Raw genomic sequence first — 23,630 nt, forward strand, 5'->3', positions numbered from 1 at the left:
CGCCCTTTTTACAAAATAGGCAATGATGCCTCAAGCCGTGCCGAAAGCACTGGCGCCGTGGTCGGCGCGGCCGACCAACTGGCGGAAACCAGCGAACAGCTCGCGGCCGAAACCGAACTCGTTGCCGATGAGATCGATGTCGGCCGTGCGGCGCAGCGCGAGCTCGGGCCCCGGCACCAGCACTTCCAGCGTGCCGGCATCGGCGTCGAGCCGGATGATGTCGCCGTCATGGATCCTGGCGATCGGCCCTTCCTCGACCGCTTCCGGCGTTACATGGATCGCCGCCGGCACCTTGCCGGAAGCGCCAGACATGCGCCCGTCCGTGACCAGCGCGACGCGCTGGCCACGATCCTGCAGGATGCCGAGCACGGTGGTCAGCTTGTGCAGTTCCGGCATGCCGTTTGCCTTCGGGCCCTGGAAGCGGATGACGGCGATGAAGTCGCCGGTCAGCGTGCCGGCCTTGAAGGCTTCGTTCAGTCCCTGCTGGCTGTCGAACACCTTGGCCGGCGCCTCGATGACGCGGCGTTCCGGCTTCACGGCGGACGTCTTGATGACGGCGTGGCCGAGATTGCCGGCGAGCACCTTCAGGCCACCGGTCGGCTGGAAGGCTTTCTTGAACGGCGCCAGCACCTTCTCGTCGCCGCTCTGCAGCGGCGAGGCTTCACGCACGACGCCGCCATCTTCGCCGAGCCGGGCCTCGACCGCATAGGGCCTCAGGCCTTCGCCCCATACCGTCTGCACATCCTCATGCAGGATGCCTTCGTCGAGCAATTCGCGGATCAGGAAGCCAAGCCCGCCGGCGGCGTGGAAATGGTTCACGTCGGCAAGCCCGTTCGGATAGACGCGCGCGAGAAGCGGCACCGCTTCCGACAGGTCGGAAATGTCCTGCCAGGTAAGCGTGATGCCGGCCGCCGCGGCCATGGCGATGAGATGGATGGTGTGGTTGGTAGAGCCGCCGGTGGCGTGCAGGCCGACGACGCCATTGACGAAAGAGCGCTCGTCGATCATGCGGCCTACCGGCGTGTAGGCGTTGCCGAGCGCGGTGATCGCCAGGGCTCGCCTGGTCGCCTCGCGCGTCAGCGCGTCGCGCAGCGGCGTGCCTGGATTGACGAAGGACGCGCCGGGCGTATGCAGGCCCATGATCTCCATCAGCATCTGGTTGGAATTGGCGGTGCCATAGAAGGTGCAGGTGCCCGGCCCGTGATAGGATTTGGACTCCGCTTCGAGCAGTTCTGCGCGTCCGGCCTTGCCCTCGGCATAGAGCTGGCGAACCTTGGCCTTCTCGTCATTGGGCAGGCCCGTCGTCATCGGCCCGGCCGGCACGAACACCGCCGGCAGATGGCCGAAGGTGAGGGCTGCAATCACCAGCCCCGGCACGATCTTGTCGCAGACGCCGAGATAGACGGCGGCGTCGAACATGTTGTGCGACAGGCCGATCGCCGCCGACATGGCGATGACGTCGCGCGAAAACAGCGACAGCTCCATGCCGGGCTGTCCCTGGGTCACGCCGTCGCACATGGCGGGCACGCCGCCGGCCACTTGCGCGATGCCGCCAACTTCCTTCGCGGCTTCCTTGATCAGCGCCGGGAAGGTTTCGAAGGGCTGATGCGCCGACAGCATGTCATTGTAGGAGGTGATGATGCCGAGGTTCGGCACCTTGTCGGCGCCGAGCGCCAGCTTTTCAGACGGGCTGCAGACGGCAAAGCCATGCGCGAGGTTGCCGCAAGACAGGACGCTGCGGTTGACGGTGCGGCTGGAGGCCTCGGCGATGCGGCCGAGATAGCGCTCGCGGCCGGCTTTCGAGCGTTGGCGGATGCGTTCCGTGATGGCTTCGATGTCGCGTCTGGCTGTCATGGTCGGTCCTTTCGAGCCCCGGAAGAACGTCCTCCACCGTCTGCCGGGACTGCTTTGCGTGAAATCAGGGTGCCCAGAACACCTCTACCGGGGTGGGTGCCGCTTCGAGCACTTTGCGGATGGGCTTTTTCGCACCCGGTCCCATCGCACCGTCGAAGGCGGTGCGCTTGTCCTCGCCTTCTATATGCAGCGCGATGAAGCCGGCGTCGACGATCCGCGCCAGCGGCAGCGTCAACCGGGGTTCGCCGGCGCTTGCCGCGTGAACCGGCAGCACGATCCTTGATGAGGCCGGGTCGAGCAAATCGCCGAGATTCTCGGCGTCGGGAAAGAACGAGGCGGTGTGGCCGTCGCCGCCCATGCCGAGCACGACGACATCGAGGGGCCAGGGCAGAGCCTTCAGCGCCGCATCGTCGGCCGCCGCGGCGGTCTCGATGCTTGCCGCCTCATGGTAGAGCGGCACGAAGTGCGCGGCAGCCGCCTTGTTCTGCAGCAGGTTGGCCGCGACCAGCCCCGCATTCGAGCGCGGCGAGGAGGCCGGCACGAACCGTTCGTCGACCAGCGTCACCGTCACCTTGTTCCAGGCGATCGGAATGGCCGAAAGTGCTGCAAAGAACTTTGCCGGCGTGGTGCCGCCGGAAACGGCAAGCAGGGCCGTGCCGCGCTCGTCGATGGCCTTGGTCAGGCGCGCCGCGACATTGCCGGCAAGGGCTGCCGCCAGGTCCTGGCGCCCGGCAAAGCCGTTCCAGTTATAGACGGGCTCGCTCAATTGCTTTCGTGCCATGTCCGCCCGTCGCGTTCGATCAGCGCAATCGAGGCCGAGGGACCCCATGTGCCGGCCGTATAGCCTTGCGCCTCCTGCCTGGCGCTTTCCCAGGCGTTCTGGATCGGGTCGATCCACTTCCATGCCGCCTCGACCTCGTCGCGGCGCATGAACAGCGTCTGGTTGCCGCGGATAACATCCATGATCAGCCGTTCATAGGCGTCCGGCGCGCGACCGTCGAAAGATGTTGCAAAGCTCATGTCGAGCGGAATCTGGCGCAGCCGCATGCCGCCCGGGCCTGGATCCTTGATCATGATGAACTGCTTGACGCCTTCGTCGGGCTGCAGCCGGATCACCAGTTGGTTGGCTGAGATCGGCCCGGCGCTGTCGCCGAAGATCGAATGCGGGATCGGCTTGAACTCGATGACGATTTCCGAAACGCGGGTCGCCAGCCTTTTGCCGGTCCGGAGATAGAACGGCACGCCGGCCCAGCGCCAATTGCCGATCTCGGCCTTGATGGCGACGAAGGTCTCGGTGGAGCTGTCTTTGCCGAGTTCCTCGACATAGCCTTTCACCGCGCCGCCTGCAGAGGCGCCGGCGCGGTACTGCCCGCGCACGGTGTGCTTGGGTGCCTCATTGCCGTTGATGCGCTTCAGCGCCCGCAGCACCTTCAGCTTCTCGTCGCGCACGGCATCGGCATCCATCGACGATGGCGCCTCCATGGCAACCAAGCAGAGCAGCTGCAGCATGTGGTTCTGCACCATGTCGCGCAGCGCGCCGGCCTTGTCGTAGTAGGTGACGCGGTCTTCAAGACCGACGGTCTCGGCCACCGTGATCTGCACATGGTCGATATGGGCAGAATTCCAAAGCGGCTCATAGAGCGCGTTGGCAAAGCGCAACGCCATCAGGTTCTGCACCGTCTCCTTTCCGAGATAGTGGTCGATGCGGAAGATCTGGCTTTCGTGGAAGTCGTCTCCAACCACGTCGTTGAGCTTGCGCGCCGAATCGAGGTCGCGGCCGATCGGCTTCTCCAGCACGATGCGTGAATTCGGCGTGATGAGATTGTGGGCTTTCAGCTGGTGCGAGATGTCGCCGAACAGCGCCGGCGCCACCGCCAGATAGAAAGCGCGGATGCGGTCGCTTTCGCCGATCGCCTTTTTCAGCTTGTCGAAGCCGGCACCGGTCGTCGCGTCGGCCGATACGTAGGACAGCCGGGCAAGAAATGTCTTGAGTTCCTCGGCGTCGATGTCGGCCGGCTTAACATGCTGGGAAATCGCCTGCTTGGCGAAAGCCTGGAATTCCTCGTCGCTCATCTTGGAGCGCGAGGTGCCGATGATGCGGGTCGGCTCGGAAAACTGGTGGTCGCGCTGGCGGTGGTAGAGCGAGGGCAGCAGCTTGCGTTCCGACAGGTCGCCGGTGCCACCGAAAATGATGAAGTCGAAAGGCTCGACGGGAATGATCTGGCTGGTCATGGTCTGTCCGCTTTGACGCCGCTCGCTGTGACGCGGCAGGATATAATCTAATCGATTTAAACTATCCAGTGCCATGGTGTCACATCGAGGCCAAATCACTGCATATTGATTCGCTCCAAATGTGCCTTGACACTGGCTGCCACCCGGAGGCTTTTCGTCAAGCGATGGTCCCGGGGCTTTCGCGCCTGCAACATAAAGCGGGAATGTGACGAAAGCTAATGCGTGTCGCCCAGAAGTGCGAAGCGGTTCTGGGAGACAGACACGCATCAAAGAAAAAGGAAAATGCGCTTGCGAGGTGGGTCTTCAATGAGCGGAAAAAGCATGCGTCTGGAAAACAAGGTTGCCGTCATCACGGGTGCTGCGTCAGGTTTCGGCGAAGGCATGGCCAGGCGCTTTGCCGAAGAGGGCGCCAAGGTCGTCGTCGCCGACCTCAACGCCAAGGGCGCGGAGCGCGTTGCAGCAGAGATCGGCCAGGCCGCGATCTGGACCCAGACCGACGTTTCGCAGCGTTCCGAATTCGACGAGATGGTCCATGCCGCAAAAAGCGCCTTCGGCCGCATCGATATCATGGTCAACAATGCCGGCTACACCCACCGCAATGGCGACATGCTCGACGTCGACGAGGCGACCTTCGACCTGATCACTTCAGTCAACATGAAGGCGATCTATCACGCCGCACTTGCCGTGGTGCCGATCATGGAGCGGCAGGGCGGCGGCGTCATCCTGACCACGGCTTCGACCGCCGGTCTGCGGCCGCGGCCGGGGCTCACCTGGTACAATGCCTCGAAGGGCTGGGCGATCACCGCGACCAAGTCGATGGCGGTCGAACTCGCGCCCAAGAACATCCGCGTGAACTGCCTTTGCCCGGTCGCCGGCGAGACCGGCATGCTGGAGAAATTCATGGGCACTGACACGCCGGAGATCCGCGAGAAATTCCGTGCCTCGATACCGCTCGGCCGTCTGTCGACGCCGCTCGATATCGCCAACGCTGCGCTTTGGCTTGCGTCGGACGAAGCCGCCTTCATCACCGGTGTGGCGCTGGAGGTCGACGGCGGCCGCTGCATTTGAGCAATTCGGGAAGTACCTCGCTGTTCGCAATGCATGGCAGACAGAGCAATGTCGGCAAGAGTTCGCATCGGTGCGCCGGCCGGCCGAGGAACGAACAGTTGACGTCGTCACGCCGGACCCCAGTTTGACTTCTCGATCCCCCGAAAGGCATAACGGATCGTGGATAGTGTTGGCGGGTGATGAAGATCAGGCAGCAGAAAAGTCGCTACGATCTGGGATGGCGGCTGCGGCTTTACCTGGCCAAGCGTGCGCGGGCGCGAAGCAAGGCAATTTTCATCGGTGTTACCGGAAGCTCCGGCAAGACGACGGCGGGAAGCCTGCTTGGACACATCCTGGCTGGCCAGGGTTCGGTCCACACACAGGTTCTGGCCAACACTATGAAACTGTTGGTCTCGACCCTATCCAGGCGAATGGGAAAGGGCGGCAAAACCGACTACGTCGTCTTCGAGGCTGCTGCATTCGGCCCGGATACAATGAAGCCCATGGCCGAGTTGCTTCGCCCCGACGTGGCTGTTGTCACAATGGTCCGGCTGGAGCATCGGGCCAGTTTCAAGACTGTGGAAAACGTCGCTCGAGAAAAGAGCGCCCTAGTCGCGGCGCTGGAGCCGGGCGGCTTCGCGATGCTCAATGCCGATGACCCTCTTGTGATGGGCATGGCCTCGGCGAGCTATTGCCGTTCCGTCACATTCGGCACATCGGAGCAGGCGGATTATCGCGTCAGCGATATCGAGGCAGCCTATCCCAAGCCGTTGCGGTTCTCGCTCCACTGGCGCGGCGGTGTGCTCGATATCGAGACGTCGTTCCCCGGCGAGCATTTCTGGCTGCCGACGTCAGCGGCGGTTGCATCCGCTCTTGAACTGGGCGTGCCTGCGCAGATGGTCAAGGACAGAACCGCGACGTTCCAGCCTCTGGAAAATCGCGGCCAGGTGCTCGTCCCCGCGGGCGGCCCCGACTTCATCGTGGATGCCGCAAAGGCGCCCTGGCATTCGCTGAGCCTTGCCTTCGACATGGTAGCCGGATCGACATTCGGGCGAAAACGTATCGTTCTTGGCCAGCTATCGGATTTTTCCGGCTCGAATAACAGATATGCCCAAGCCTACAGCAGCGCGCGCGAGATTGCAGACCAGGTGATTTATGCCGGCGATCATGCCCATCGCTCCAAGGCGAACCAGGCAGATCGCGACAGCGGCCGCTTCATCGAATTGCGCACGGCCAGGGAAGTGTCGGACTACATCGCCCAAACCGCGCAGCCTGACGAGTTGATCCTGCTCAAGAGCTCGTCCAATCTGCACCTCGAGCGTGTCGCTCTTGCCTGGACCCACGACGTCCAGTGCTGGGTTTCGGTATGCGGCAAGACCGAGGGATGCGAGCAATGCGGCCTCTATGAAGTGCCGTTTGAGCAGCACCGTGAGTTTGTGGCGCAGAGAAAATCGAAGCGCCGCAAGCACAGACTGCTGCGGCTCCTCGGCCGCTAGAATCTTTGGCTGAAGCACGCCAGCGCCCGTTTGACTCTGGAACTTGGCACGACGCATATTAGGCTGGGCTAAAAGCTGGCGGGGTGTGAAACTGGAATTGCTGAAAATTCGCAAGGACTTGGGCTGGGCGCTGCGACGGCTGCAGGCGCGCTGGGTGCGGGCGCGTAACAAAGCGACGTTCATCGGCATTACCGGCAGCTCCGGCAAATCCACATCCACCAGCCTGCTTGCACACATACTGGCCGCCCAAGGCAAGGTGCATCTACAGGCCCAGGCCAATACAATGCCTGCGCTCATCCGAACGCTTTACAAGCGCCTGAGGAAGGCCGGCAAAGTCGATTACGTCGTTTTCGAAGCCGGCGCTTCCGACTTCGGCACGATCAGCGCCATGGCGCAGATGCTGAAGCCGAGTGTGGCGGTGGTTACGATGATCCGTCTGGAGCATTTCGGCAAGTTCAAGACTCTGGAAGCTGTGGCGGGAGAGAAGCGGGCGCTGGTCGGGGCACTCCAACCTGATGGACTTGCGGTTCTCAATTGCGATGACCCACTGGTGATCGGCATGGCGTCTGGCGCGAAATGCCGGATTGCGACCTTCGGCCAGTCCGGCGAGGCAGACTACCGCGTGAGTGACGTGCATGCCGCGTATCCGGAATTGCTGCGGTTCACCCTTCATTGGCGCGGTGGCAGCCTGAATATTCAAGCGCCTTTTCCCGGCGAGCAATTCTGGCTGCCGACTGCAGCGGCCATGGCCGCCGCCTTGGAACTTGGCGTCCCGCCAGAGCAAGTCGTAGCAAGAACGGCATCGTTTGCACCACTGCCCAACCGCTCTACGGTGCAAGAGGTATCCGCGGGTCCGAAATTCCTGGTCGATACGGCCAAAGCGCCCTGGCATTCGCTCAACATTGCTCTGGAGATGATTGCAAAGGCCAAGGCCGCTCGCAAGCGCATTGTGCTTGGGCAGATATCCGACTACGCCGGCTCGTCGAGGAAATACGGCGCCGCCTACAACATCGCGCGCGAAATCGCCGATGAGGTCATTTATACCGGCGACAATGCGCATCGCTCGCGCGCCAGCCAGGCCGACCGCGACAGCGGCCGTTTCATTGAGCTTCGCACTGCCAAGGAAGTTTCGGATCACATCAAACAGACGGCAGTCCCAGGAGAACTGATTCTGCTGAAAAGTTCGTCCAACCTTCATCTGGAAAGGATCGCGCTCGCCTGGACGCACGATGTGAAATGCTGGACCCCGCTATGCGGCAGGTCAGAAAGCTGCCAAATGTGCGGCCTCTATGAGGTGCCGTTCGAGGAACACCGGGATTTCCTGGCGAAGCGCAAACTTGCTCGCAGGAGACACCGTTTCAGGTGGTTGCTCGGCGGCTGACCAGATCTGGCGGCTTGTGTCTCAAGCCCCGGTCTTGATGTAGCTCTTGTAGATCCAGCCGCGCTTGCCGTTGTAGACGATCTGGCACCATTTCTTGCAACTCACCACCTGCACCGACGACTTGGCGGGCACGGTCCCCATGGCGGCGGCGTTTTTCTGCGGACCGCTGCGCATTGTCACCGTCCTGAGGATGCGTCCGGTGCCGGCGGCAGCAGCCACCTTCTGTGGCTTGGCCTTGGCCTGGGTATCGTTCGTTGCGGCGGAAGATTGCTCGTCTGGAAGTTGCGGTTTTGGCGTCGGTATGGCGGCGGTTTCCGCGTCGTCGTCATTGGCGGGAGCAGCGACCTTTGACAACTGCGTCGTGGCGTCGCCCTGGGCCGCCGGTTCTTCGAATGCCGCGGCATCGGACGGTTTGGCGGCAGCCTGCTCGGCAGGCGCCTGATCGGATGGCGTCGCGGCAGGGTCGCTGTTGGATTGCGCCGCAGTCCAGCGCGGATCGTTGGCCGACAGCGGCGGCATCGCAGCCCCACCCACAGCGACCGTCGATGAAACCGCGTCGCCCTTGCGCGCGGCTTGTGGCGCCGCTACCGCGGTAGCCGTCGCCGCGACCGGGGCAATCTTGGTCGTCTTGACCGGAAAAGTCGGAACGTTCTGCTGTGTGCTGGCGATCGCTTGCCGGTCGTTGGCCGGCAATGCCAGCCAAAGCGCTATGCCCGCCACACCAAGCAGCGCTGCGGTGCCGACCGCGGCGATCACCAGATGCGAATTCGTGCGCACCCCCTGCCAGAAGGAGGGCCGCATGTCATAACCGAATTGCATGGCGAAGCGCCGACGTTCCGGCGCGCCGAAACTGAAGGGCTCGTTCACTCTTGCCACCTCCAAAAGATGAGCCGGTGTTCTTTCGATCGGCGCCGGCAGCCCGGCATTCGATCGGCATCGGTCCCAACAACAAAGCGGGCAGGCCCGCAGAAATCCCCGTTCAATCGCCCAGAACCGGCATCCTTTGCCCTTGATTGTGGCATCAGTGCGCCCTCAGGGGAATTGTGCGCTCTTGTTAAGGATTCTGCAACGTCTCGCTGCGGCAACCAACAGCTCAATAGAATCAGCTCAGTACCAGCCACGGCTGATATGAGATACTTTCCCTATATTCGGTCCCTCAGGGCAAACCAGTTCAGTGCCAAGAACAATAATGGCGTTCTAAATCGCCGGCCGCCGGGGAAAGCCGGGATGTTCAGGTCCTCGATCAGCTTCAGTCTGTCGCGGTTGCCGGCGACGGTCTGGGCATAGAGCTTGCCGAAGAAGTTCGACAGCATCACGCCGTGGCCGGAATAGCCTCCGGCCGAGATCACATTGGGCATCACCTCGCGCACGAACGGTTTCCTGGGCATGGTGATGCCGACATAGCCGCCCCAGCCATGGGTGATCTCGACATCGCTCAGTTCCGGATAAAGCTCGGCTATCTGCCGGCGGATATGGACATGGATGTCCTTCGGATCGTTGACGCCATAGACCTCGCGCCCGCCGAACAGCAGCCTTCCATCCCTGGATTTGCGGAAATAACGCACGACGAAACGCGAATCGTCGACCGCCTCGCCGCCCGGCAGCACTTTCGAATGGACGCCCAGCGGCACCGTCGCGCCGATGAAGGAACCGATGGGCATGATGTGCGCGGCACTCACCGGCTCGAGCGTGCCGCCATAGGCATTTACACCGATCAGGCATTTCTGGGCGGTGATGGTTCCTCTCGAAGTCGTCACCCTGACCTTGCCGCCGCTGGAGGTAACACCGGTCGATAGTGTCTGCTCGAACAGGTGCGCGCCGGCCGCTGCCGCGACCTTTGCCGTGCCGATCACCAGCTTCATCGGGTGGATGTGTCCGGTGCCGGTGTCGCGGGTGCCGCCGAAGTAGCGTGTGGAGCCCAGCCGTTCGGCCGTTTCCCTGGCATCCATGAAGGCGATGTGCGGATAATTGAAGCGGCCCGCCATGATCTCGGCATGCGCCTTGTAGTCGTCGAGATAACGCGGCTTGTGCGCCACGGACAACTGGCCGGGCATATAGTCGATGTCGATCTGGTTGACGGCGGCGAATTCGAGCAGGTGCGCTTTCGCCTCCTCGGCAAGGTCGAACAGCGCCTTGGCGCGGGAGAAGCCGTATTCGGCCTCCATCTCTTCGGCCCAGGCGCGCTGGCCCGTGCCGAGTTGGCCGCCATTGCGCCCTGAAGCGCCGTCGCCGAAGCGATGCGCCTCGATCAGAACGACGTCGGCTCCCGCCTTGGCCAAATGAGCGGCCGCCGACAGCCCGGTGAAGCCACCGCCGACGACGACGACGTCGCAGCTGCGGTCGCCGTCCAGGGCAGGGTACTCAGGGCGTGGTCCGGCTGTGTCTTCGTACCAGGAGCGACCGGGGGAGATAGGTGATTGGTAAGGCATGGGGACACCAGCCAATGGTGAATGGTGAATGGCTGCGAGACGCACGACGTCTGCGCTCATCCATCCAATATGAAACTACTCACCATTCACTATTCACCATTCACACGACGAAGTCGCCGCTCACACGTTGAGCAACAGATACTCCCGCTCCCACGGGCTGATCACTTCCATGAAGGTCTCGAACTCCGCCCGCTTGATCGCTGCATAGGTTGCGGCAAAGGACTTGCCCAAAAGGGCGCACAGCTCCTCGTCGCCCTCAAACAGGTCGACGGCTTCGAGCAGGCCGCGCGGCAGGTCGATCTCATCGGCGTTTGCGGTGGTCAGCACCGGAGGCTCGGCCTTGATCTTGTTGGTGATGCCGATCAGCCCGCAGGCAAGTGAGGCCGCCAGCGCCAGATAGGGGTTGGCGTCGGAAGACGGGATGCGGTTTTCGACACGCCGCGCCGCCGGATCCGAGCGCGGCACGCGGAACGCCGTGGTGCGGTTGTCATAGCCCCATTTGTTGTTGACCGGCGCCGAGGCCGACTGCGTCAGCCGGCGGTAGGAATTGACGTAAGGGGCAAACATCACCAGCGCGTTCGGCACATGCTTCTGCATGCCGCCGATGAAATGGAAGAAGTCGTCGGTTTCCGAGCCGTCCTTCGCCGAAAAGATATTCAGCCCGGTCTTCTTGTCGATGATCGACTGGTGGATGTGCATGGCAGAACCTGGCTGGCCCTGGATCGGCTTGGCCATGAAGGTGGCATAGATCTCATGCTTGAGCGCTGCCTCGCGGATGGTGCGTTTGAACATGAACACCTGGTCGGCGAGCTCGACCGGATCGCCGTGACGCAGATTGATCTCGAGCTGGCCGGCGCCTTCCTCGTGGATCAGCGTGTCGATCTCCAGGCCCTGGCTTTCGGAGAAATGGTAGATGTCGTCGATCAGTTCGTCGAACTCGTTGACGCCGGCGATCGAATAGCCGGCGCCGCCGCCGATTGCCCGTCCGGAACGCCCGACGGGTGGGGTCAACGGATAATCCGGGTCGGGGTTCTTGCGCACCAGATAGAATTCGATCTCGGGCGCCACCACCGGCTTCAGCCCGCGCTTGTCATAGGCTGCTACCACGCGCTTCAGGACGTTGCGCGGCGTGAACTCGACCGAACGGCCATCCTGATGGACGAGGTCGCAGATGACGGCGGCCGTCGGGTCTTCTTCCCACGGCACGACGGTCAACGTCGACAGATCCGGCATAAGCTTCAGGTCGCCATCATCCTCCGGATAGTGGAAACCGTTGCCATCCTCGGGATAGCCGCCCGAAATCGTCGTCATGAACACTGCCGATGGCAGCGCCAGCGAGGTGTTGGAAGTGAATTTCTTCGACGGCATCATCTTGCCGCGCGCGACGCCAGCCTGATCAGGCGTGATGCATTCTATGTCTTCGATGCCGCGCCATTCCAGCCAAGCGCTGACTTCCTTCCAGTTCTTCACGCCGCGTTGATTTTTCACGAAGGCAGGCGTTCGGACGCGTCCTCCGCGGGTCGACGGACGGACTTCCTTTTTCGCAGGCGGCATCATTCACCAGTTTGGGTTGCAATTATCACAGTATAGCTGTTGCCGGTGATGGAAGGGAAGGGGAGCCGGCCCGATAGGTGCGGCAACGAGGCTGGACGGCCTCTGTCAGACGGCCTTGCCGGGCAGCGCATTTGCATCCAGCCATCTGCGCAAGGCACCGGCATAGAGCCTGCGCCATCCGCTTTGCGGCGCGGTCAGGAACCAGGATTGGCTGAGGTCCCAGCTGTCTGCGCACAGATCCCTGAGCCTTGTGTTGATGATGCCTTTGCCGGATAGCGGATAGACCGAGAATTCGGAAAAGAAGATCGCGCCGTCGATTTCGTAGAAATCGCAACGCATGTGATCGAACGGCACGGTCAGCCGCTCGGCGATGGCAAGCATGCGCGGGAAGGATGCCGGCAGGTCGATCCGGACCCACTGGGGGCCGCTGCCTGGCGGTGGCGGCGCATAGGTTCCGTCCCGGTCGAAATGACATTTCTGTTCGTTGCCGTGCTCATCCCGACGTGCGGCATAGACATAGGCCGTCGTCCCGTTGGACACGTGGAATTTGTACTCCAAAGCGACAGGCTGACTGTCCTGAAGGAGCATCTCTTCCACAAGGATGCGCCTGCTGGCGTACTTGTAGCCCCATTCGCCGAATTTCCTGCCGTAGCGACGGCGCATCCAGCGAGCTGTACGCCGGCGCAGCCTGGCTCTGTCCACCTCACCGTTGCGCACCATCATGTTCCAGCGGCAGCCATGATTGGCCTTCACCATGACATTGCCGGCAAGAACCTCCGCCGGAATCTTTGTTGCGTCTTCCCCGGACCATAGGACCTCGGCAGTCTTTAGTTCGGGGCAGGTGGACAAAGCGTAGGTTTTCGAGGCGAGCTTGTCGCAAGCTGTCGTGAAAAACGGATTGTGATCGAAAAGCTTTCGCCACAGGAACTTGTCTGCATAGGAAGCCGGTCTCGCCGGATCCGGCAGCATGCCGCTATGGTCGAATGTGCGTTTGCAAATCATGGGATGGCGCACCAGGCACCATGCCCGCGCCAGGGCGAGGATCACTCGATCGCTCTTTCCAAGAGCCGACACGATCAGCCCAGCTGCCGGGTCGAAGATGAACCGTCTCGTCGGGCGACGAACACGTCTCTGGTCATGTTTCGCGAGATGCTCGTGCGGCCGATGACCTCTAGCCGAGGGTCAAGTGTGCGTTCCGCATTTTCAGCCCAAAGCCTGCCTAGCGAAACAGGCTCCCACAAAACCATCTGCACAGTCTCGGCCGCGGTATCGGCGATACGAGACACGACAGCTGCCTTAGGCGAAACCATGCTCGCGACATAGACAACCTGAGCGTCGCTGTAATCATAATCGCATCCGTCGCAGCTCGGCCCGCATGCGCGCATAGCTGAGCTTGGCGGCGAGCCTGTTTGCCGTTTCGACGGCTTCGGGAACGATGTCGAGGCCGATGATCTCAGGGACAGTTGTCTGGTCGTGAATACGGAACATGGTGAACGGTCGCCCGCCGCAGCCGACCATGACAGCGCGGCGGCAATTATTGAAATCGACATGATCGAAGACTTCGTCGAGGCGGTTATAGGCATCCTTTGATGACAGCACGCCGATGCTTGTTTTCCCCGCTGCGATCTGTCTGAACGATGCCGGACCGCTCAGGTCCTGATCCAGCATCTGCCTGATCTCGGCGGCATCTTGCGCCTGCACCATCTTGCCGAATGCGGCGGTCAGCGCCGGTCGGTGCGAAAGGATCTCCGGGTAGGTTTCAAGCAACGCCTCGCCGGTATCGTGTCCCATGGCGATGCCAAGATCTCGGATGGCATTTATGAGTTCGGTCGGAGCGCGACCTGGCAAGGAGCTCAGAATTTGCTCCAGTTCACGCTTCCAGGCGCCCAATTCCGGCATTGTTGCCCACCATTCCCCTTGCCGTAGCTAGCAGTGCGCGGCGACAACGTCTACATCACTGCCTTCACTTGAAACGGGACAGTCGACCATGCCCCTGACCACCATCGGCTTCGACGCCGACGACACGCTGTGGCAGAACGAACAGTTCTTCCGCCTGACCGAGAAGCACTTTGCAGCCCTGCTCGCCGATCATGGCGAGGCCGAGCACATCTCGGCGCGGCTGCTGGAGGCCGAGAAGCGCAACCTCGCCGTCTACGGCTTCGGCATCAAGGGCTTTACCTTGTCGATGATCGAGACTGCGATCGACGTGACCGAGGGCCGCGTTCCGGCCTCGACCATCGCCGAAATCCTGGCTGCCGGCCGCGATATGCTCGGCCATCCTGTCGAGGCGTTGCCGCATGCGCGTGAGACCGTGGAAAGGCTCGCCGGCGCCTACCATCTGGTGCTGATCACCAAGGGCGATCTGTTCGACCAGGAGCGCAAGCTGGCGGCGTCCGGCCTTGGCGACCTGTTCGATGCCGTCGAGATCGTCAGCGACAAGAGCGCCGCCACCTATGCCAGGATCTTTGGCCGTCACGGCAGCCCGCAGACCAGCATGATGGTCGGCAATTCGCTCAAGTCGGACGTGGTGCCGGCCCTCGAGGCCGGGAGCTGGGGTGTGTACATCCCGCACGAACTGACCTGGGTGCTCGAACATGTCGAACCGCCGATGGCAGCACCGCGCTTCCGCCAGATTGTCGATCTTGGCGAACTGCCGGCTTTGATCGAGAGCATCGGCAAGGAAGGCTGACCGCCCCGCACGCGTTCGGGCGGATTGCGATCAGCCGCGCCCGAGACTGATCAGCCGGTCGACCACCGGCTGTAGCCTTTCGGTGGTGATCGGCTTGGTTACCACCACATCGACCACGCTCGACAGGCCCAGGCTGTCGGGCGTGCCGGTCTTGGTTGAAAGCAGGATCACCTTGGGGAGCGACCGCCCAGATGTCCGCCGCAAGGCGTCGATGGCCGCCATCAGCGCGCGGCAGTCCTCGTTGTCGGGGCCGCCATCGAGAACGACGGCGCCCGGAATGAGGGTTCGCAATGTCTTGGCCGCCATTTCGGGCGACTCGGAGATCGGCTTCAGTCCGGACTTCTCGACGATCTTCGACACCACCACCCGGTTGATCGGCGATTTTCCAACGACCAGCACGTGGGAGAAATCCGTTGATATCTCGGAGTTCGCGTCCCTGCTTGACGAATTCAGATGTTTGGCGGTGTCGGTCTCGCGGTTCACAGGGCACATGGGCGGGGCGGGCACTCGGCGCTGCTTCAATGCAGGGTTGAAATCCGAGAGCCAATTGGCGTGAGATCGCCCGCCATGTCAAGCTGAAATGACGGACCTGCGAAATATAGCCGGAAATATTAAAACCCGGAGACAAGGTCTGTTTTCGAACTGTAGTTAAGTTTACGCTCAAAAGCGAAAGTCACCCGCGCTGAAAACCCGCGGGTGACGTTGAAATCGGCCAGTGAGCGGCGGGGCCCATAGGTTCCACAAGCACAAAGCTTCCGTTAAGGAAGATCAGCCGTGACTCTTCTGCGTGACGATCACCGGGATCAGCAGGTCGCCCCAATTGCCGTCGCCACCATGATGCCGGGCCGAGCGCACCAGTTCCACCGAGACGCCGGCCTCCACTGCCTTCATCACCGATTGATTGAGCCGGTGCAGGTCGTTGGCCAGCATGCGGATGGTCGCCTGTTGGTCGACACTCATCGTGGTGGACTGCTCTTCTGCACGTTCCTTGACGCGGCTTATGGATGCCATTTTCTTCTCCCTTGCCCTTCGGGCGTTTCCTCTGTTGGTTATGTCAATCGGTTCATTCCGCTGCCGGCTTGAACTGGGCGTGCTCAGTCGATTCATGCATGGCGGCGGTCGAGGACTGGCCGCCGCTGATCGCCATTGAGACGGCGTCGAAATAGCCGGTGCCGACCTCGCGCTGGTGCTTGGTCGCGGTGTAGCCGTGGACTTCGGCCGCGAACTCGGCTTCCTGCAACTCGGAATAGGCCGCCATCTGCCGCGCCTTGTAGCCGCGGGCCAGCTCGAACATGCCGAAATTGAGCTGGTGGAACCCGGCCAATGTGATGAACTGGAACTTGTAGCCCATGGCGCCGAGCTCGCGCTGGAACTTGGCGATCGTCGCGTCGTCGAGGTTCTTCTTCCAGTTGAACGACGGCGAGCAATTATAGGCGAGCAGCTTGCCCGGATGATGCCTGCGCACGCCTTCGGCGAATTTCTTGGCCTGCGCCAGATCGGGCTTGGATGTTTCGCACCAGATCAGGTCGGCATGCGGCGCATAGGCAATGGCGCGCGCGATGCACGGTTCGATGCCGTTCCTGACCTGGTAGAAGCCTTCAACCGTGCGGCCGGCATCGTAGTCGACGAAAGGCTGGTCGCGCTCGTCAATGTCGGAGGTCAGAAGCTTTGCCGCTTCCGCATCGGTGCGTGCCACGACTAGCGTCGGCGTGCCCATCACGTCGGCCGCCAGACGCGCCGCGTTGAGGTTGCGGATATGCGCAGCGGTCGGGATCAGCACTTTGCCGCCGAGATGGCCGCACTTCTTCTCAGAGGCCAGCTGGTCCTCATAGTGGACGCCGGCAGCGCCCGCCTCGATGAACGCCTTCATGATCTCGAAGGCGTTGAGCGGTCCGCCGAAGCCGGCCTCGGCATCGGCGACGATCGGCGCGAACCAGGTGTCGACCGACAGGCCGTTGCCTTCCGAGGTCTCGATCTGATCGGCGCGCTGCAGCGTGCGGTTGATGCGCTTGACCAGTTCGGGCGCCGCATTGGCGGGATAGAGCGACTGGTCCGGATACATGGCCGACGCGGTGTTGGCGTCGGCGGCGACCTGCCAGCCCGAGAGATAGATTGCCTTCAGCCCGGCACGCACCTGCTGCATCGCCTGGTTGCCCGACATGGCGCCGAGTGCATTGACGAAGTCTTCCTCGTGGATGAGCTTCCACAGCCGGTTGGCGCCCATTTCGGCAAGACTCTGGCGTATCTGGACCGACCCGCGCAGCCGCTTCACATCGTCCGGCGAATAGGCTCGTTCGATGCCGTCGAAGCGGCCTTCGGGCGCGGATGGGACAAGATTGTAAAAATCAGTCATTGGTCACTCCAGATCAATCGATGCCAGTGTCTTGAAACGCCGCGCCCTGGGATGGTGTGCGTCGTCTGTGTGTGACATCATTTACATTGCGCCGCGACGAGAGCGAGGAAAACCGCCATTTCCGGTAGAAAATAAGAGAAAACCTGTGTTGTGTTTGACTGCTTGCCGCTGTAAATCTGTCATGATTGTAAAAAGATGGTGCGCCGTTCATCGCTCGCAAGTCGTGTAAATTCCTGTCAAGGAAAGCCGATGGCCGACCAGAAGATATTCGCCGGGCCGCGCATCCGCCGCATCCGCATCGCCAAAGGCCTGACCCAGACGGCGATGGCCGAGGGGCTCGGCATCTCGCCGTCCTATCTCAACCTGATCGAGCGCAACCAGCGGCCGCTGACGGTGCAGCTGATCCTGAAGCTGGCCTCTGTCTACAAGGTCGACCCGCATGAATTGCAGGGTGAGGCGAGAGGGTCGATCTCGGCCTTGAAGGAAGTGTTCGGCGACCCGCTGCTTGCCGGTGAGCTGCCGGGCGACCAGGAACTGATCGAACTGGCCGAGGCCGCCCCCAATGCATCGGCTGCGATGATAAAACTGTTTCGCGCTTACCGCGAGCAGGCCGAGCGGCTGTCCGATCTCAACGAGCTTCTGGCGCGCGAGGGCCGCGCCACGGCGCTGTCCGGTGCGCGGCTGCCGATCGACGAAGTGCACGAGATTTTCGAGCGCCGGCCGAACCATTTTGCAGCACTGGAGGAGGAGGCCGAGGCCTTCACCTCGATGCTCGACCCCGGCGACGATCTGTTCGGCGCGCTGAAGGCGTGGCTGAAGCGCGAGTATGGCATCGTCGTCAAGGTGCTGCCGGTCGCCACCATGCCGAACTGGCGCCGCCGTTATGACCGTCATTCGCAGCGTCTTTTTCTATCGGAGCGGCTGTCGCCGTTCGACCAGTTGCGCGAAGTCGCCATGGAGGCCTGCCTGATCCGCATGACGGTCGCTGTCGCCGGCGAAATTCAGACGCTGAAGCTCGGTACGGACGAAGCCCGTCGGCTCGCCCGCTTCGAGTTCGGCCGCTACGCCGCCAATGCCTTGATGATGCCCTATCAGGCATTTCATGCCGCCGCCGTGCGGGCTCGTTACGACATCGATGTGCTGCGCTCGCGTTTCGGCGTCTCCTTCGAACAGGCGGCGAACCGCCTGACCATGCTGCAGCGCCCTGGCTTGTCCGGAGTGCCGTTCTTCATGCTCGAGGTCGACAATGCCGGCAACCGCTTCCGCAAGGCCGGCGGCCAGGGCTTTCCGCAAAGCCGCTTTGGCGGCGGCTGCCCGAAACTGCCGGTCCATGCCGCTTTCGCTTCGCCTGGCCAGATACTGGTCGAGGCGGTGGAAATGCCCGACGGCGCCGAGTTCCTCTGCATCGCACGCACGCTCGAAGGGCCGCAGGGTTCGTTCTCCGAGCGTCCGCGCCGCACCGCGCTGCTGTTGGGCTGCGATATCGGCTTTCGCGACGAGATCGTCTATGGCGCCGGGCTGCCGGCAAAGGCCGGACAGGGCGCCGCCACGCCGGTCGGTCCTGCTTGCCGGCTGTGCGAACGCATCGGCTGCCTCGCCCGCGCCGAGCCGCCGGTGACCCGTCCGCTGGGCCTCGACGAGATGGTGACGGGCCTGAGCGCTTTCGATTTCCAGTGATGCTCTCGAGCTGGCCGTCCCGGAAGACTGGAGCTATTGGCCTTAAGCAATAGAGTGCGGCCCGAACCACCGCCGAACCAAATATTGATTAAGCATCGGCGCTGCGCTATCGAAAGGTGAGCCGCAGGGCAGCCAAGGGGGGGACGGCTTATGAACAGGAAAGCTTTGTGGCTTGGCGTGGCGCTTGCCCTTTTGGCGGGGCCTGTTCTGGCAGAAAAATCCTCGGAATTCTTCAAGGACTATCAACAGTATAGTGACGACGGCAAGGCATTCCTGGACAAAATCGATCCAAAGACCGGCGCGGTCGACCTTCCCGAAGGCATCCATCTCGATCTCAAGGACAAGTTCTATTTTCTGGGCAAGAAGGACGCGACGTCCGTCCTGACCGAGGCCTGGGGCAATCCGCCTGATACCGCGTCCGAAGCAATCGGCATGATCTTCCCGGCCAAGTACGAGCCCATCGCCGGCAACGGTTGGGGCATCGAATTGCGCTATGAAAAGATCGGCCATGTCGATGACGCCGACGCCGCATCCATCGACTACACCGAATTGCTGAGCAGCATGCAGGCGGACACATTGTCGGCCAACGATCAGCGGGTGAAGGACGGCTTTCCCCCGATCAAGCTGATCGGCTGGGCCTCGCCGCCGGTCTATGATTTCGTCCACAAGCGGCTGCACTGGGCCAAGGAACTGCAGTTCGGAGACGATACCGTCCACACGCTCAATTACGACGTCCGTTTCCTCGGCCGGGAAGGCGTCTTCGTGATGAGCTACATCGCTACGGTCGAACAATTGCCGGAGATCAAGCAGAGCCTGGACGAAGTGCTGGGCGTGGCGGACTTCAACACCGGCAAGAAATACACCGATTTTCTGCCAGGCACCGACACGGTCGCCGCGGTTGGCATTGGCGGCCTCATCGCCGGAAAACTCGCGGCAAAGGCCGGCCTGATTGCAGTCGCGCTCATCGCCCTGAAAAAGTTCGGCATTCTGCTGCTGGTGCCGTTGGCCGGTCTCTGGCGCTTTATCCGCGGCAACAAGGGCAATGTCCTAGAAACGGCGGTGTTTGCCCGTATGGCTGCCGGTTGGCGGTGCGCCAAAGGGAATGCCGGGCTGGGTCACGTCCAGCGGTAGCCTATGCGCTAGGCGAATACGGCACGTTTCTGTCGTCCATTGTGCATCATGCCACCCCGAGATAGCCGACAGTCGCACCCCATGACCGATACCGCATCTTCTCCAATCGCCGCACCGCCGATCGTCTCGCCGCGCGAAGAGCGGGTCGGCTTGCTGCTGGTGTTCCTGTCGGCGCTGATGTGGAGCTTTGGCGGCACCATCGCCCGCTTCATCGACACCGCTGACAGTTGGACGGTGGTGTTCTGGCGCTCGCTGTGGGCGGCTGTGTTCCTGATTTGCTTCATGGCCTGGCGCGACGGCTGGCGCGGCATGTTGCGGCTGTTTCGCGACATGGGCCTGCCCGGCCTTGCCGTGGCCGTCTGTTTCGCCACGGCGTCGACGTGCTTCGTTGTCGCGCTCGCCTACACCACCGTTGCCAATATCCTGTTGATGCAGGCCGGTGTGCCGCTGCTGGCGGCATTGCTTGCCTGGGTGCTGTTTCGCGAACGCGTCGCCGTCGCGACCTGGGTGGCGATCGCCGCCGTCATCGCCGGCGTCGCCATCATGGTGTCGGAATCGCTCGACGGCGCCGTATCGCCCATCGGCGACGGGCTGTCGCTGCTGATCGCCGTCATGTTCTCGATTGCCACCGTCATCACCCGGCGCTTCGCCCATGTGCGCATGACGCCGGCGACGTGCCTCGGCACGATGCTGGCAGCGGCTTTCGCCGCATCGCAAGCCACGCAGTTTGCCACGTCGACCCACGACATGGCTTTCCTGTTTGCCTTCGGCGTTATCAATCTCGGCCTGGGCCTTGCCTTCTTCGCCACCGGCGCGAGGCTGGTTCCGGCGGCGATCGCAGCACTCCTCGGCACGTTCGAGCCGATCCTCGGACCGATCTGGGTCTGGCTCGTTCATGGCGAGGTGCCCTCGGTGCGCACCATCATCGGCGGCGCGGTGGTGGTCGCCGCGCTGCTCGTCCATATCGGGCTTGAATTCAAGCGCCAGGCGAGGCCTGCACGGCCGGGGACCACCGGCCTGCCATCGCCTAATTGACCCGCCTTTCCCTTAGTTGAGCCCGTCTTCCGTAATTACGCCCGTCTTTCCCCAATTAGCGAAGCCGCACGCCCTATTGACCGAGCTTCCCCGCGCGGGCCATTGACAACCTTGCTGCGGCACGGGCAGGCTGGGGGCACGGCAACAACAAGACAGGCTTATCTTGCCAAGTGTCCCCGCCGGTCGGACCAAGACCGGACCACAGCGTCGTATCCCTGCCCGCGCCACGGCGAAAGCCTCTGACTGCGTCAGCGCGCCCGCCATGCGGGCACACAGAGCCATGATCTGCCGCTTGTCGAACCGCCCGGATGGCGCCGGCAGTTCACGCTTGTGGCTGCCCGGAAAGCTCAATACTCTGAAGCAAATGCCCAATCGCGCTCGAACAGCGACGACTTGGCGAAGGAACACTCATCAAAGGAGAACAGCATGATCCGCAAAGCGCTCTGGCTTTCGGCAACCTCGGCATTTCTGACGCTTTTCGCCGTCGGCGGCCATGCCGAGGATCGCGTCGTCAACGTCTTCAACTGGTCGGATTACATCGACAGTTCGATCATTGACGACTTCACCAAGGAGACCGGCATCAAGGTCGTCTACGACACCTTCGATTCCAATGAAATCCTCGAAACCAAGCTGCTTGCCGGCGGCAGCGGCTATGACGTCGTCGTGCCCAGCGGCAACTTCCTGGCGCGCCAGATCCAGGCCGGCGTGTTCCAGAAGCTCGACAAGTCGAAGCTGCCCAACATTTCCAACATGTGGGACACGGTTTCGGAGCGGACCGCCAAATACGATCCCGGCAATGAATACTCGATCAATTACATGTGGGGCACCGTCGGCATCGGCTACAACATCAAGAAGGTGCAGGCAGCACTCGGCACCGACAAGATCGACAGCTGGGATGTGTTCTTCAATCCCGACAGCCTGGCCAAGCTGAAGGACTGCGGCGTCTATGTGCTGGACTCGCCGGCCGACATCATCCCGGCGGCGCTCAAATACCTCGGCCTCGATCCGAACAGCACCTCACCTGACGACATCGCAAAGGCCGAGGAGACGTTGCTGAAGGTGCGTCCGTATATCCGCAAATTCCATTCGTCCGAATACATCAACGCGCTCGCCAACGGCGACATCTGCCTGGCGGTCGGCTGGTCGGGTGACGTCTTCCAGGCGCGCAACCGCGCGGTCGAGGCCAAGCAAGGCGTCGAGATCGGCTATTCCGTGCCCAAGGAAGGCGCCCAGATGTGGTTCGACCAGATGGCGATTCCCGCCGATGCGCCGCATGCCGCCGAGGCACTCGAATTTCTCAACTACATGATGAAGCCGGAAGTGATCGCCAAGTCGTCCAACTATGTGCTGTACGCCAACGGCAACAAGGCTTCGCAGCAGTTCGTCGACAAGGCGCTGCTGGATGATCCGGCGGTCTATCCGGACGCCGAGACCTTGAAAAAGCTCTATACGGTCCAGCCCTACGATCCCAAGACCCAGCGCCTGATCACGCGCAGCTGGACCAAGATCGTCACCGGCCAGTAAGCAATGCGACATGGTCCCGGCAGCCACCTGCCGGGACCATTCTTCTCTGGGGCAAGAAGCAAAAAAATAGGACGGAGTGGGACATGAAATCGCTTGGCAGCATCCGCAGGGATTTCGCGCCATGGAACGACCCGAACGCCAAGCCATATATCCAATTCGAGAACGTCACCAAGAAGTTCGGTGACTTCACCGCCGTCAACAATCTGTCGCTGACCATTTTCGAGCGCGAGTTCTTCGCCCTGCTCGGCGCGTCGGGCTGCGGAAAGTCGACGTTGCTGCGGATGCTTGCCGGCTTCGAGGAGCCCACCGCCGGCCGTATCCTTCTCGACGGCCAGGACTTGCGCGGCATCCCGCCCTACCGCCGCCCGGTCAACATGATGTTCCAGTCCTATGCGCTGTTCCCGCATATGAGCGTGGAAAAGAACATTGCCTTCGGCCTCAAGCAGGAAGGCATGCCGGGACCGGATATCGAAAAGCGCGTCGCCGAGATGCTGAAGCTGGTGAAGCTAGAGCAGTTCGCCAAGCGCAAGCCGCACCAATTGTCGGGCGGCCAGCGCCAGCGCGTCGCGCTCGCCCGCTCGGTTGCCAAGCGGCCAAAAGTCTTGCTGCTCGATGAGCCGCTCGGCGCGCTCGACAAGAAGCTGCGCGAGGAAACGCAGTTCGAGCTGATGGACCTGCAGCAAAATCTCGGGCTCACTTTCGTCGTCGTCACCCACGACCAGGAAGAGGCGATGACCATGGCCGACCGCATCGCCATCATCGACAAGGGCGAGGTGATGCAGGTGGCGACGCCGGCGGAAGTCTATGAAGCCCCCAGTTCGCGCTTCGTTGCCCACTTCGTCGGCAATGTGAACATGTTCGAGGGCAAGGTCGCCGAGCGTGCGGCAAACACCACGCGCATTACCGGCGCGACAGGGGCCCAGATCGTCGTCGAAAACAGCACCGATACAAAGGCCGGTTCCGACATCGTCTTCGCCATCAGGCCGGAGAAGATCAAGGTGTCGTCGAAGAAACCGGCCGACGCAGTCAATGCGCTTGAGGGCGAGGTCTACGACGTCGCCTATCTCGGCGACATGACCGTCTACCACATCAGGCTGGATGACGGCCAGATCATCAGGGCAAGCGCGCTCAACGCTGCACGCGTCACCGATGATCCGCTGACCTGGAACGACCGCGCCTGGGTCTCCTTCCGGCCGGATGCCGGCGTCGTGCTGACACGGTAGGGGGC

At 62.2% G+C, this 23,630-nt stretch carries 20 protein-coding genes; 9 read left to right on the forward strand and 11 right to left on the reverse strand.

Translation table 11 applies throughout. From position 1 onward, the window contains the following. Nucleotides 1–30 precede the first annotated feature (30 nt). From edd to zwf, 3 genes are all read right to left on the reverse strand, one after another. Nucleotides 31–1,854, reverse strand: a complete 1,824-nt coding sequence (gene edd, locus X726_RS157795) for a phosphogluconate dehydratase (RefSeq protein ID WP_023669305.1) — start codon at nt 1,852–1,854, stop codon at nt 31–33. Nucleotides 1,855–1,918: 64 nt separating this feature from the next. Then, nucleotides 1,919–2,635 carry a 6-phosphogluconolactonase gene (gene pgl, locus X726_RS157790; RefSeq protein ID WP_023669306.1) on the reverse strand — a complete coding sequence of 239 codons (717 nt, stop codon included), beginning with the start codon at nt 2,633–2,635 and terminating at the stop codon, nt 1,919–1,921. Beyond that, nucleotides 2,617–4,086: a glucose-6-phosphate dehydrogenase gene (gene zwf / locus X726_RS157785; protein WP_023669307.1), complete on the reverse strand. Its 1,470-nt coding sequence runs from the start codon at nt 4,084–4,086 to the stop codon at nt 2,617–2,619. Before zwf ends, pgl begins: the two co-directional genes overlap by 19 nt. A gap of 321 nt (nt 4,087–4,407) precedes the next feature. On the opposite strand from zwf, the gene X726_RS157780 reads away from it, so the two are divergent. The 3 genes from X726_RS157780 (at nt 4,408) to X726_RS157770 (ending at nt 8,010) form a co-directional block, all read left to right on the forward strand. Next, complete coding sequence (locus X726_RS157780; protein WP_031202922.1) at nt 4,408–5,154, forward strand: SDR family oxidoreductase; 747 nt, start codon at nt 4,408–4,410, stop codon at nt 5,152–5,154. A gap of 179 nt (nt 5,155–5,333) precedes the next feature. Next, complete coding sequence (locus tag X726_RS157775) at nt 5,334–6,629, forward strand: Mur ligase family protein (protein WP_023669309.1); 1,296 nt, start codon at nt 5,334–5,336, stop codon at nt 6,627–6,629. Nucleotides 6,630–6,714: 85 nt separating this feature from the next. Then, a complete protein-coding gene (locus tag X726_RS157770) occupies nt 6,715–8,010 on the forward strand; it encodes a Mur ligase family protein (protein WP_023669310.1) in 1,296 nt (431 codons plus the stop codon). A 21-nt stretch (nt 8,011–8,031) separates the two neighbouring features. Here X726_RS157770 and X726_RS157765 read toward each other — a convergent pair whose 3' ends face one another. The 5 genes from X726_RS157765 to X726_RS157745 form a co-directional block, all read right to left on the reverse strand. Further along, nucleotides 8,032–8,877 carry an SH3 domain-containing protein gene (locus X726_RS157765; protein ID WP_023669311.1) on the reverse strand — a complete coding sequence of 282 codons (846 nt, stop codon included), beginning with the start codon at nt 8,875–8,877 and terminating at the stop codon, nt 8,032–8,034. A gap of 275 nt (nt 8,878–9,152) precedes the next feature. Beyond that, complete coding sequence (locus X726_RS157760) at nt 9,153–10,439, reverse strand: FAD-binding oxidoreductase (protein ID WP_023669312.1); 1,287 nt, start codon at nt 10,437–10,439, stop codon at nt 9,153–9,155. 120 nt (nt 10,440–10,559) lie between these two features. Further along, nucleotides 10,560–11,996, reverse strand: coding sequence for a glutamine synthetase family protein (locus X726_RS157755; protein WP_023669313.1), 1,437 nt, complete (start codon nt 11,994–11,996; stop codon nt 10,560–10,562). A gap of 102 nt (nt 11,997–12,098) precedes the next feature. Beyond that, nucleotides 12,099–13,040 carry an ATP-grasp fold amidoligase family protein gene (locus X726_RS157750; protein ID WP_023832755.1) on the reverse strand — a complete coding sequence of 314 codons (942 nt, stop codon included), beginning with the start codon at nt 13,038–13,040 and terminating at the stop codon, nt 12,099–12,101. Nucleotides 13,041–13,337: 297 nt separating this feature from the next. After that, entirely contained in the window at nt 13,338–13,892 is a 555-nt protein-coding gene (locus X726_RS157745; protein ID WP_023669315.1) for a hypothetical protein, read from the reverse strand. 88 nt (nt 13,893–13,980) lie between these two features. On the opposite strand from X726_RS157745, the gene X726_RS157740 reads away from it, so the two are divergent. After that, a complete protein-coding gene (locus X726_RS157740) occupies nt 13,981–14,682 on the forward strand; it encodes an HAD family hydrolase (protein ID WP_031214827.1) in 702 nt (233 codons plus the stop codon). Between the two features lie 30 nt (nt 14,683–14,712). Here X726_RS157740 and X726_RS157735 read toward each other — a convergent pair whose 3' ends face one another. From X726_RS157735 to aceA, 3 genes are all read right to left on the reverse strand, one after another. After that, nucleotides 14,713–15,174: a response regulator gene (locus tag X726_RS157735; RefSeq protein ID WP_023669317.1), complete on the reverse strand. Its 462-nt coding sequence runs from the start codon at nt 15,172–15,174 to the stop codon at nt 14,713–14,715. Between the two features lie 276 nt (nt 15,175–15,450). Next, nucleotides 15,451–15,693 (reverse strand): hypothetical protein, encoded by a 243-nt coding sequence (locus X726_RS157730; protein WP_023669318.1) that lies wholly within the window; start codon nt 15,691–15,693, stop codon nt 15,451–15,453. A 52-nt stretch (nt 15,694–15,745) separates the two neighbouring features. After that, a complete protein-coding gene (aceA, locus tag X726_RS157725; RefSeq protein WP_023669319.1) occupies nt 15,746–17,035 on the reverse strand; it encodes an isocitrate lyase in 1,290 nt (429 codons plus the stop codon). Nucleotides 17,036–17,284: 249 nt separating this feature from the next. Here aceA and X726_RS157720 point away from each other — a divergent pair, with 249 nt between their 5' ends. The 5 genes from X726_RS157720 (at nt 17,285) to X726_RS157705 (ending at nt 23,625) form a co-directional block, all read left to right on the forward strand. Beyond that, nucleotides 17,285–18,712 carry a helix-turn-helix domain-containing protein gene (locus X726_RS157720; protein WP_023669320.1) on the forward strand — a complete coding sequence of 476 codons (1,428 nt, stop codon included), beginning with the start codon at nt 17,285–17,287 and terminating at the stop codon, nt 18,710–18,712. A gap of 150 nt (nt 18,713–18,862) precedes the next feature. Next, nucleotides 18,863–19,843, forward strand: coding sequence for a DUF2167 domain-containing protein (locus X726_RS0134955; RefSeq protein ID WP_084630699.1), 981 nt, complete (start codon nt 18,863–18,865; stop codon nt 19,841–19,843). Nucleotides 19,844–19,924: 81 nt separating this feature from the next. Continuing rightward, nucleotides 19,925–20,878 carry a DMT family transporter gene (locus X726_RS157715; RefSeq protein WP_023669322.1) on the forward strand — a complete coding sequence of 318 codons (954 nt, stop codon included), beginning with the start codon at nt 19,925–19,927 and terminating at the stop codon, nt 20,876–20,878. Nucleotides 20,879–21,304: 426 nt separating this feature from the next. Beyond that, nucleotides 21,305–22,402, forward strand: a complete 1,098-nt coding sequence (locus X726_RS157710; RefSeq protein ID WP_023669323.1) for a polyamine ABC transporter substrate-binding protein — start codon at nt 21,305–21,307, stop codon at nt 22,400–22,402. A gap of 83 nt (nt 22,403–22,485) precedes the next feature. Next, complete coding sequence (locus X726_RS157705; protein ID WP_023669324.1) at nt 22,486–23,625, forward strand: ABC transporter ATP-binding protein; 1,140 nt, start codon at nt 22,486–22,488, stop codon at nt 23,623–23,625. Nucleotides 23,626–23,630 lie beyond the last annotated feature (5 nt).

The sequence above is a fragment of the Mesorhizobium sp. LSJC285A00 genome (genome assembly GCF_000503155.1).
Classification (GTDB): Bacteria; Pseudomonadota; Alphaproteobacteria; order Rhizobiales; family Rhizobiaceae; genus Mesorhizobium.

Bases quoted from the DNA above. Each gene is read 5' to 3' on its own strand.
- edd (WP_023669305.1), bottom strand. From the start codon at position 1,854: ATGACAGCCAGACGCGACATCGAAGCCATCACGGAACGCATCCGCCAA.
- pgl (WP_023669306.1), bottom strand. From the start codon at position 2,635: ATGGCACGAAAGCAATTGAGCGAGCCCGTCTATAACTGGAACGGCTTT.
- zwf (WP_023669307.1), bottom strand. From the start codon at position 4,086: ATGACCAGCCAGATCATTCCCGTCGAGCCTTTCGACTTCATCATTTTC.
- X726_RS157780 (WP_031202922.1), top strand. From the start codon at position 4,408: ATGCGTCTGGAAAACAAGGTTGCCGTCATCACGGGTGCTGCGTCAGGT.
- X726_RS157775 (WP_023669309.1), top strand. From the start codon at position 5,334: ATGAAGATCAGGCAGCAGAAAAGTCGCTACGATCTGGGATGGCGGCTG.
- X726_RS157760 (WP_023669312.1), bottom strand. From the start codon at position 10,439: ATGCCTTACCAATCACCTATCTCCCCCGGTCGCTCCTGGTACGAAGAC.
- X726_RS157755 (WP_023669313.1), bottom strand. From the start codon at position 11,996: ATGATGCCGCCTGCGAAAAAGGAAGTCCGTCCGTCGACCCGCGGAGGA.
- X726_RS157745 (WP_023669315.1), bottom strand. From the start codon at position 13,892: ATGCCGGAATTGGGCGCCTGGAAGCGTGAACTGGAGCAAATTCTGAGC.
- X726_RS157740 (WP_031214827.1), top strand. From the start codon at position 13,981: ATGCCCCTGACCACCATCGGCTTCGACGCCGACGACACGCTGTGGCAG.
- X726_RS157735 (WP_023669317.1), bottom strand. From the start codon at position 15,174: ATGTGCCCTGTGAACCGCGAGACCGACACCGCCAAACATCTGAATTCG.
- X726_RS157730 (WP_023669318.1), bottom strand. From the start codon at position 15,693: ATGGCATCCATAAGCCGCGTCAAGGAACGTGCAGAAGAGCAGTCCACC.
- aceA (WP_023669319.1), bottom strand. From the start codon at position 17,035: ATGACTGATTTTTACAATCTTGTCCCATCCGCGCCCGAAGGCCGCTTC.
- X726_RS157720 (WP_023669320.1), top strand. From the start codon at position 17,285: ATGGCCGACCAGAAGATATTCGCCGGGCCGCGCATCCGCCGCATCCGC.
- X726_RS0134955 (WP_084630699.1), top strand. From the start codon at position 18,863: ATGAACAGGAAAGCTTTGTGGCTTGGCGTGGCGCTTGCCCTTTTGGCG.
- X726_RS157715 (WP_023669322.1), top strand. From the start codon at position 19,925: ATGACCGATACCGCATCTTCTCCAATCGCCGCACCGCCGATCGTCTCG.
- X726_RS157710 (WP_023669323.1), top strand. From the start codon at position 21,305: ATGATCCGCAAAGCGCTCTGGCTTTCGGCAACCTCGGCATTTCTGACG.
- X726_RS157705 (WP_023669324.1), top strand. From the start codon at position 22,486: ATGAAATCGCTTGGCAGCATCCGCAGGGATTTCGCGCCATGGAACGAC.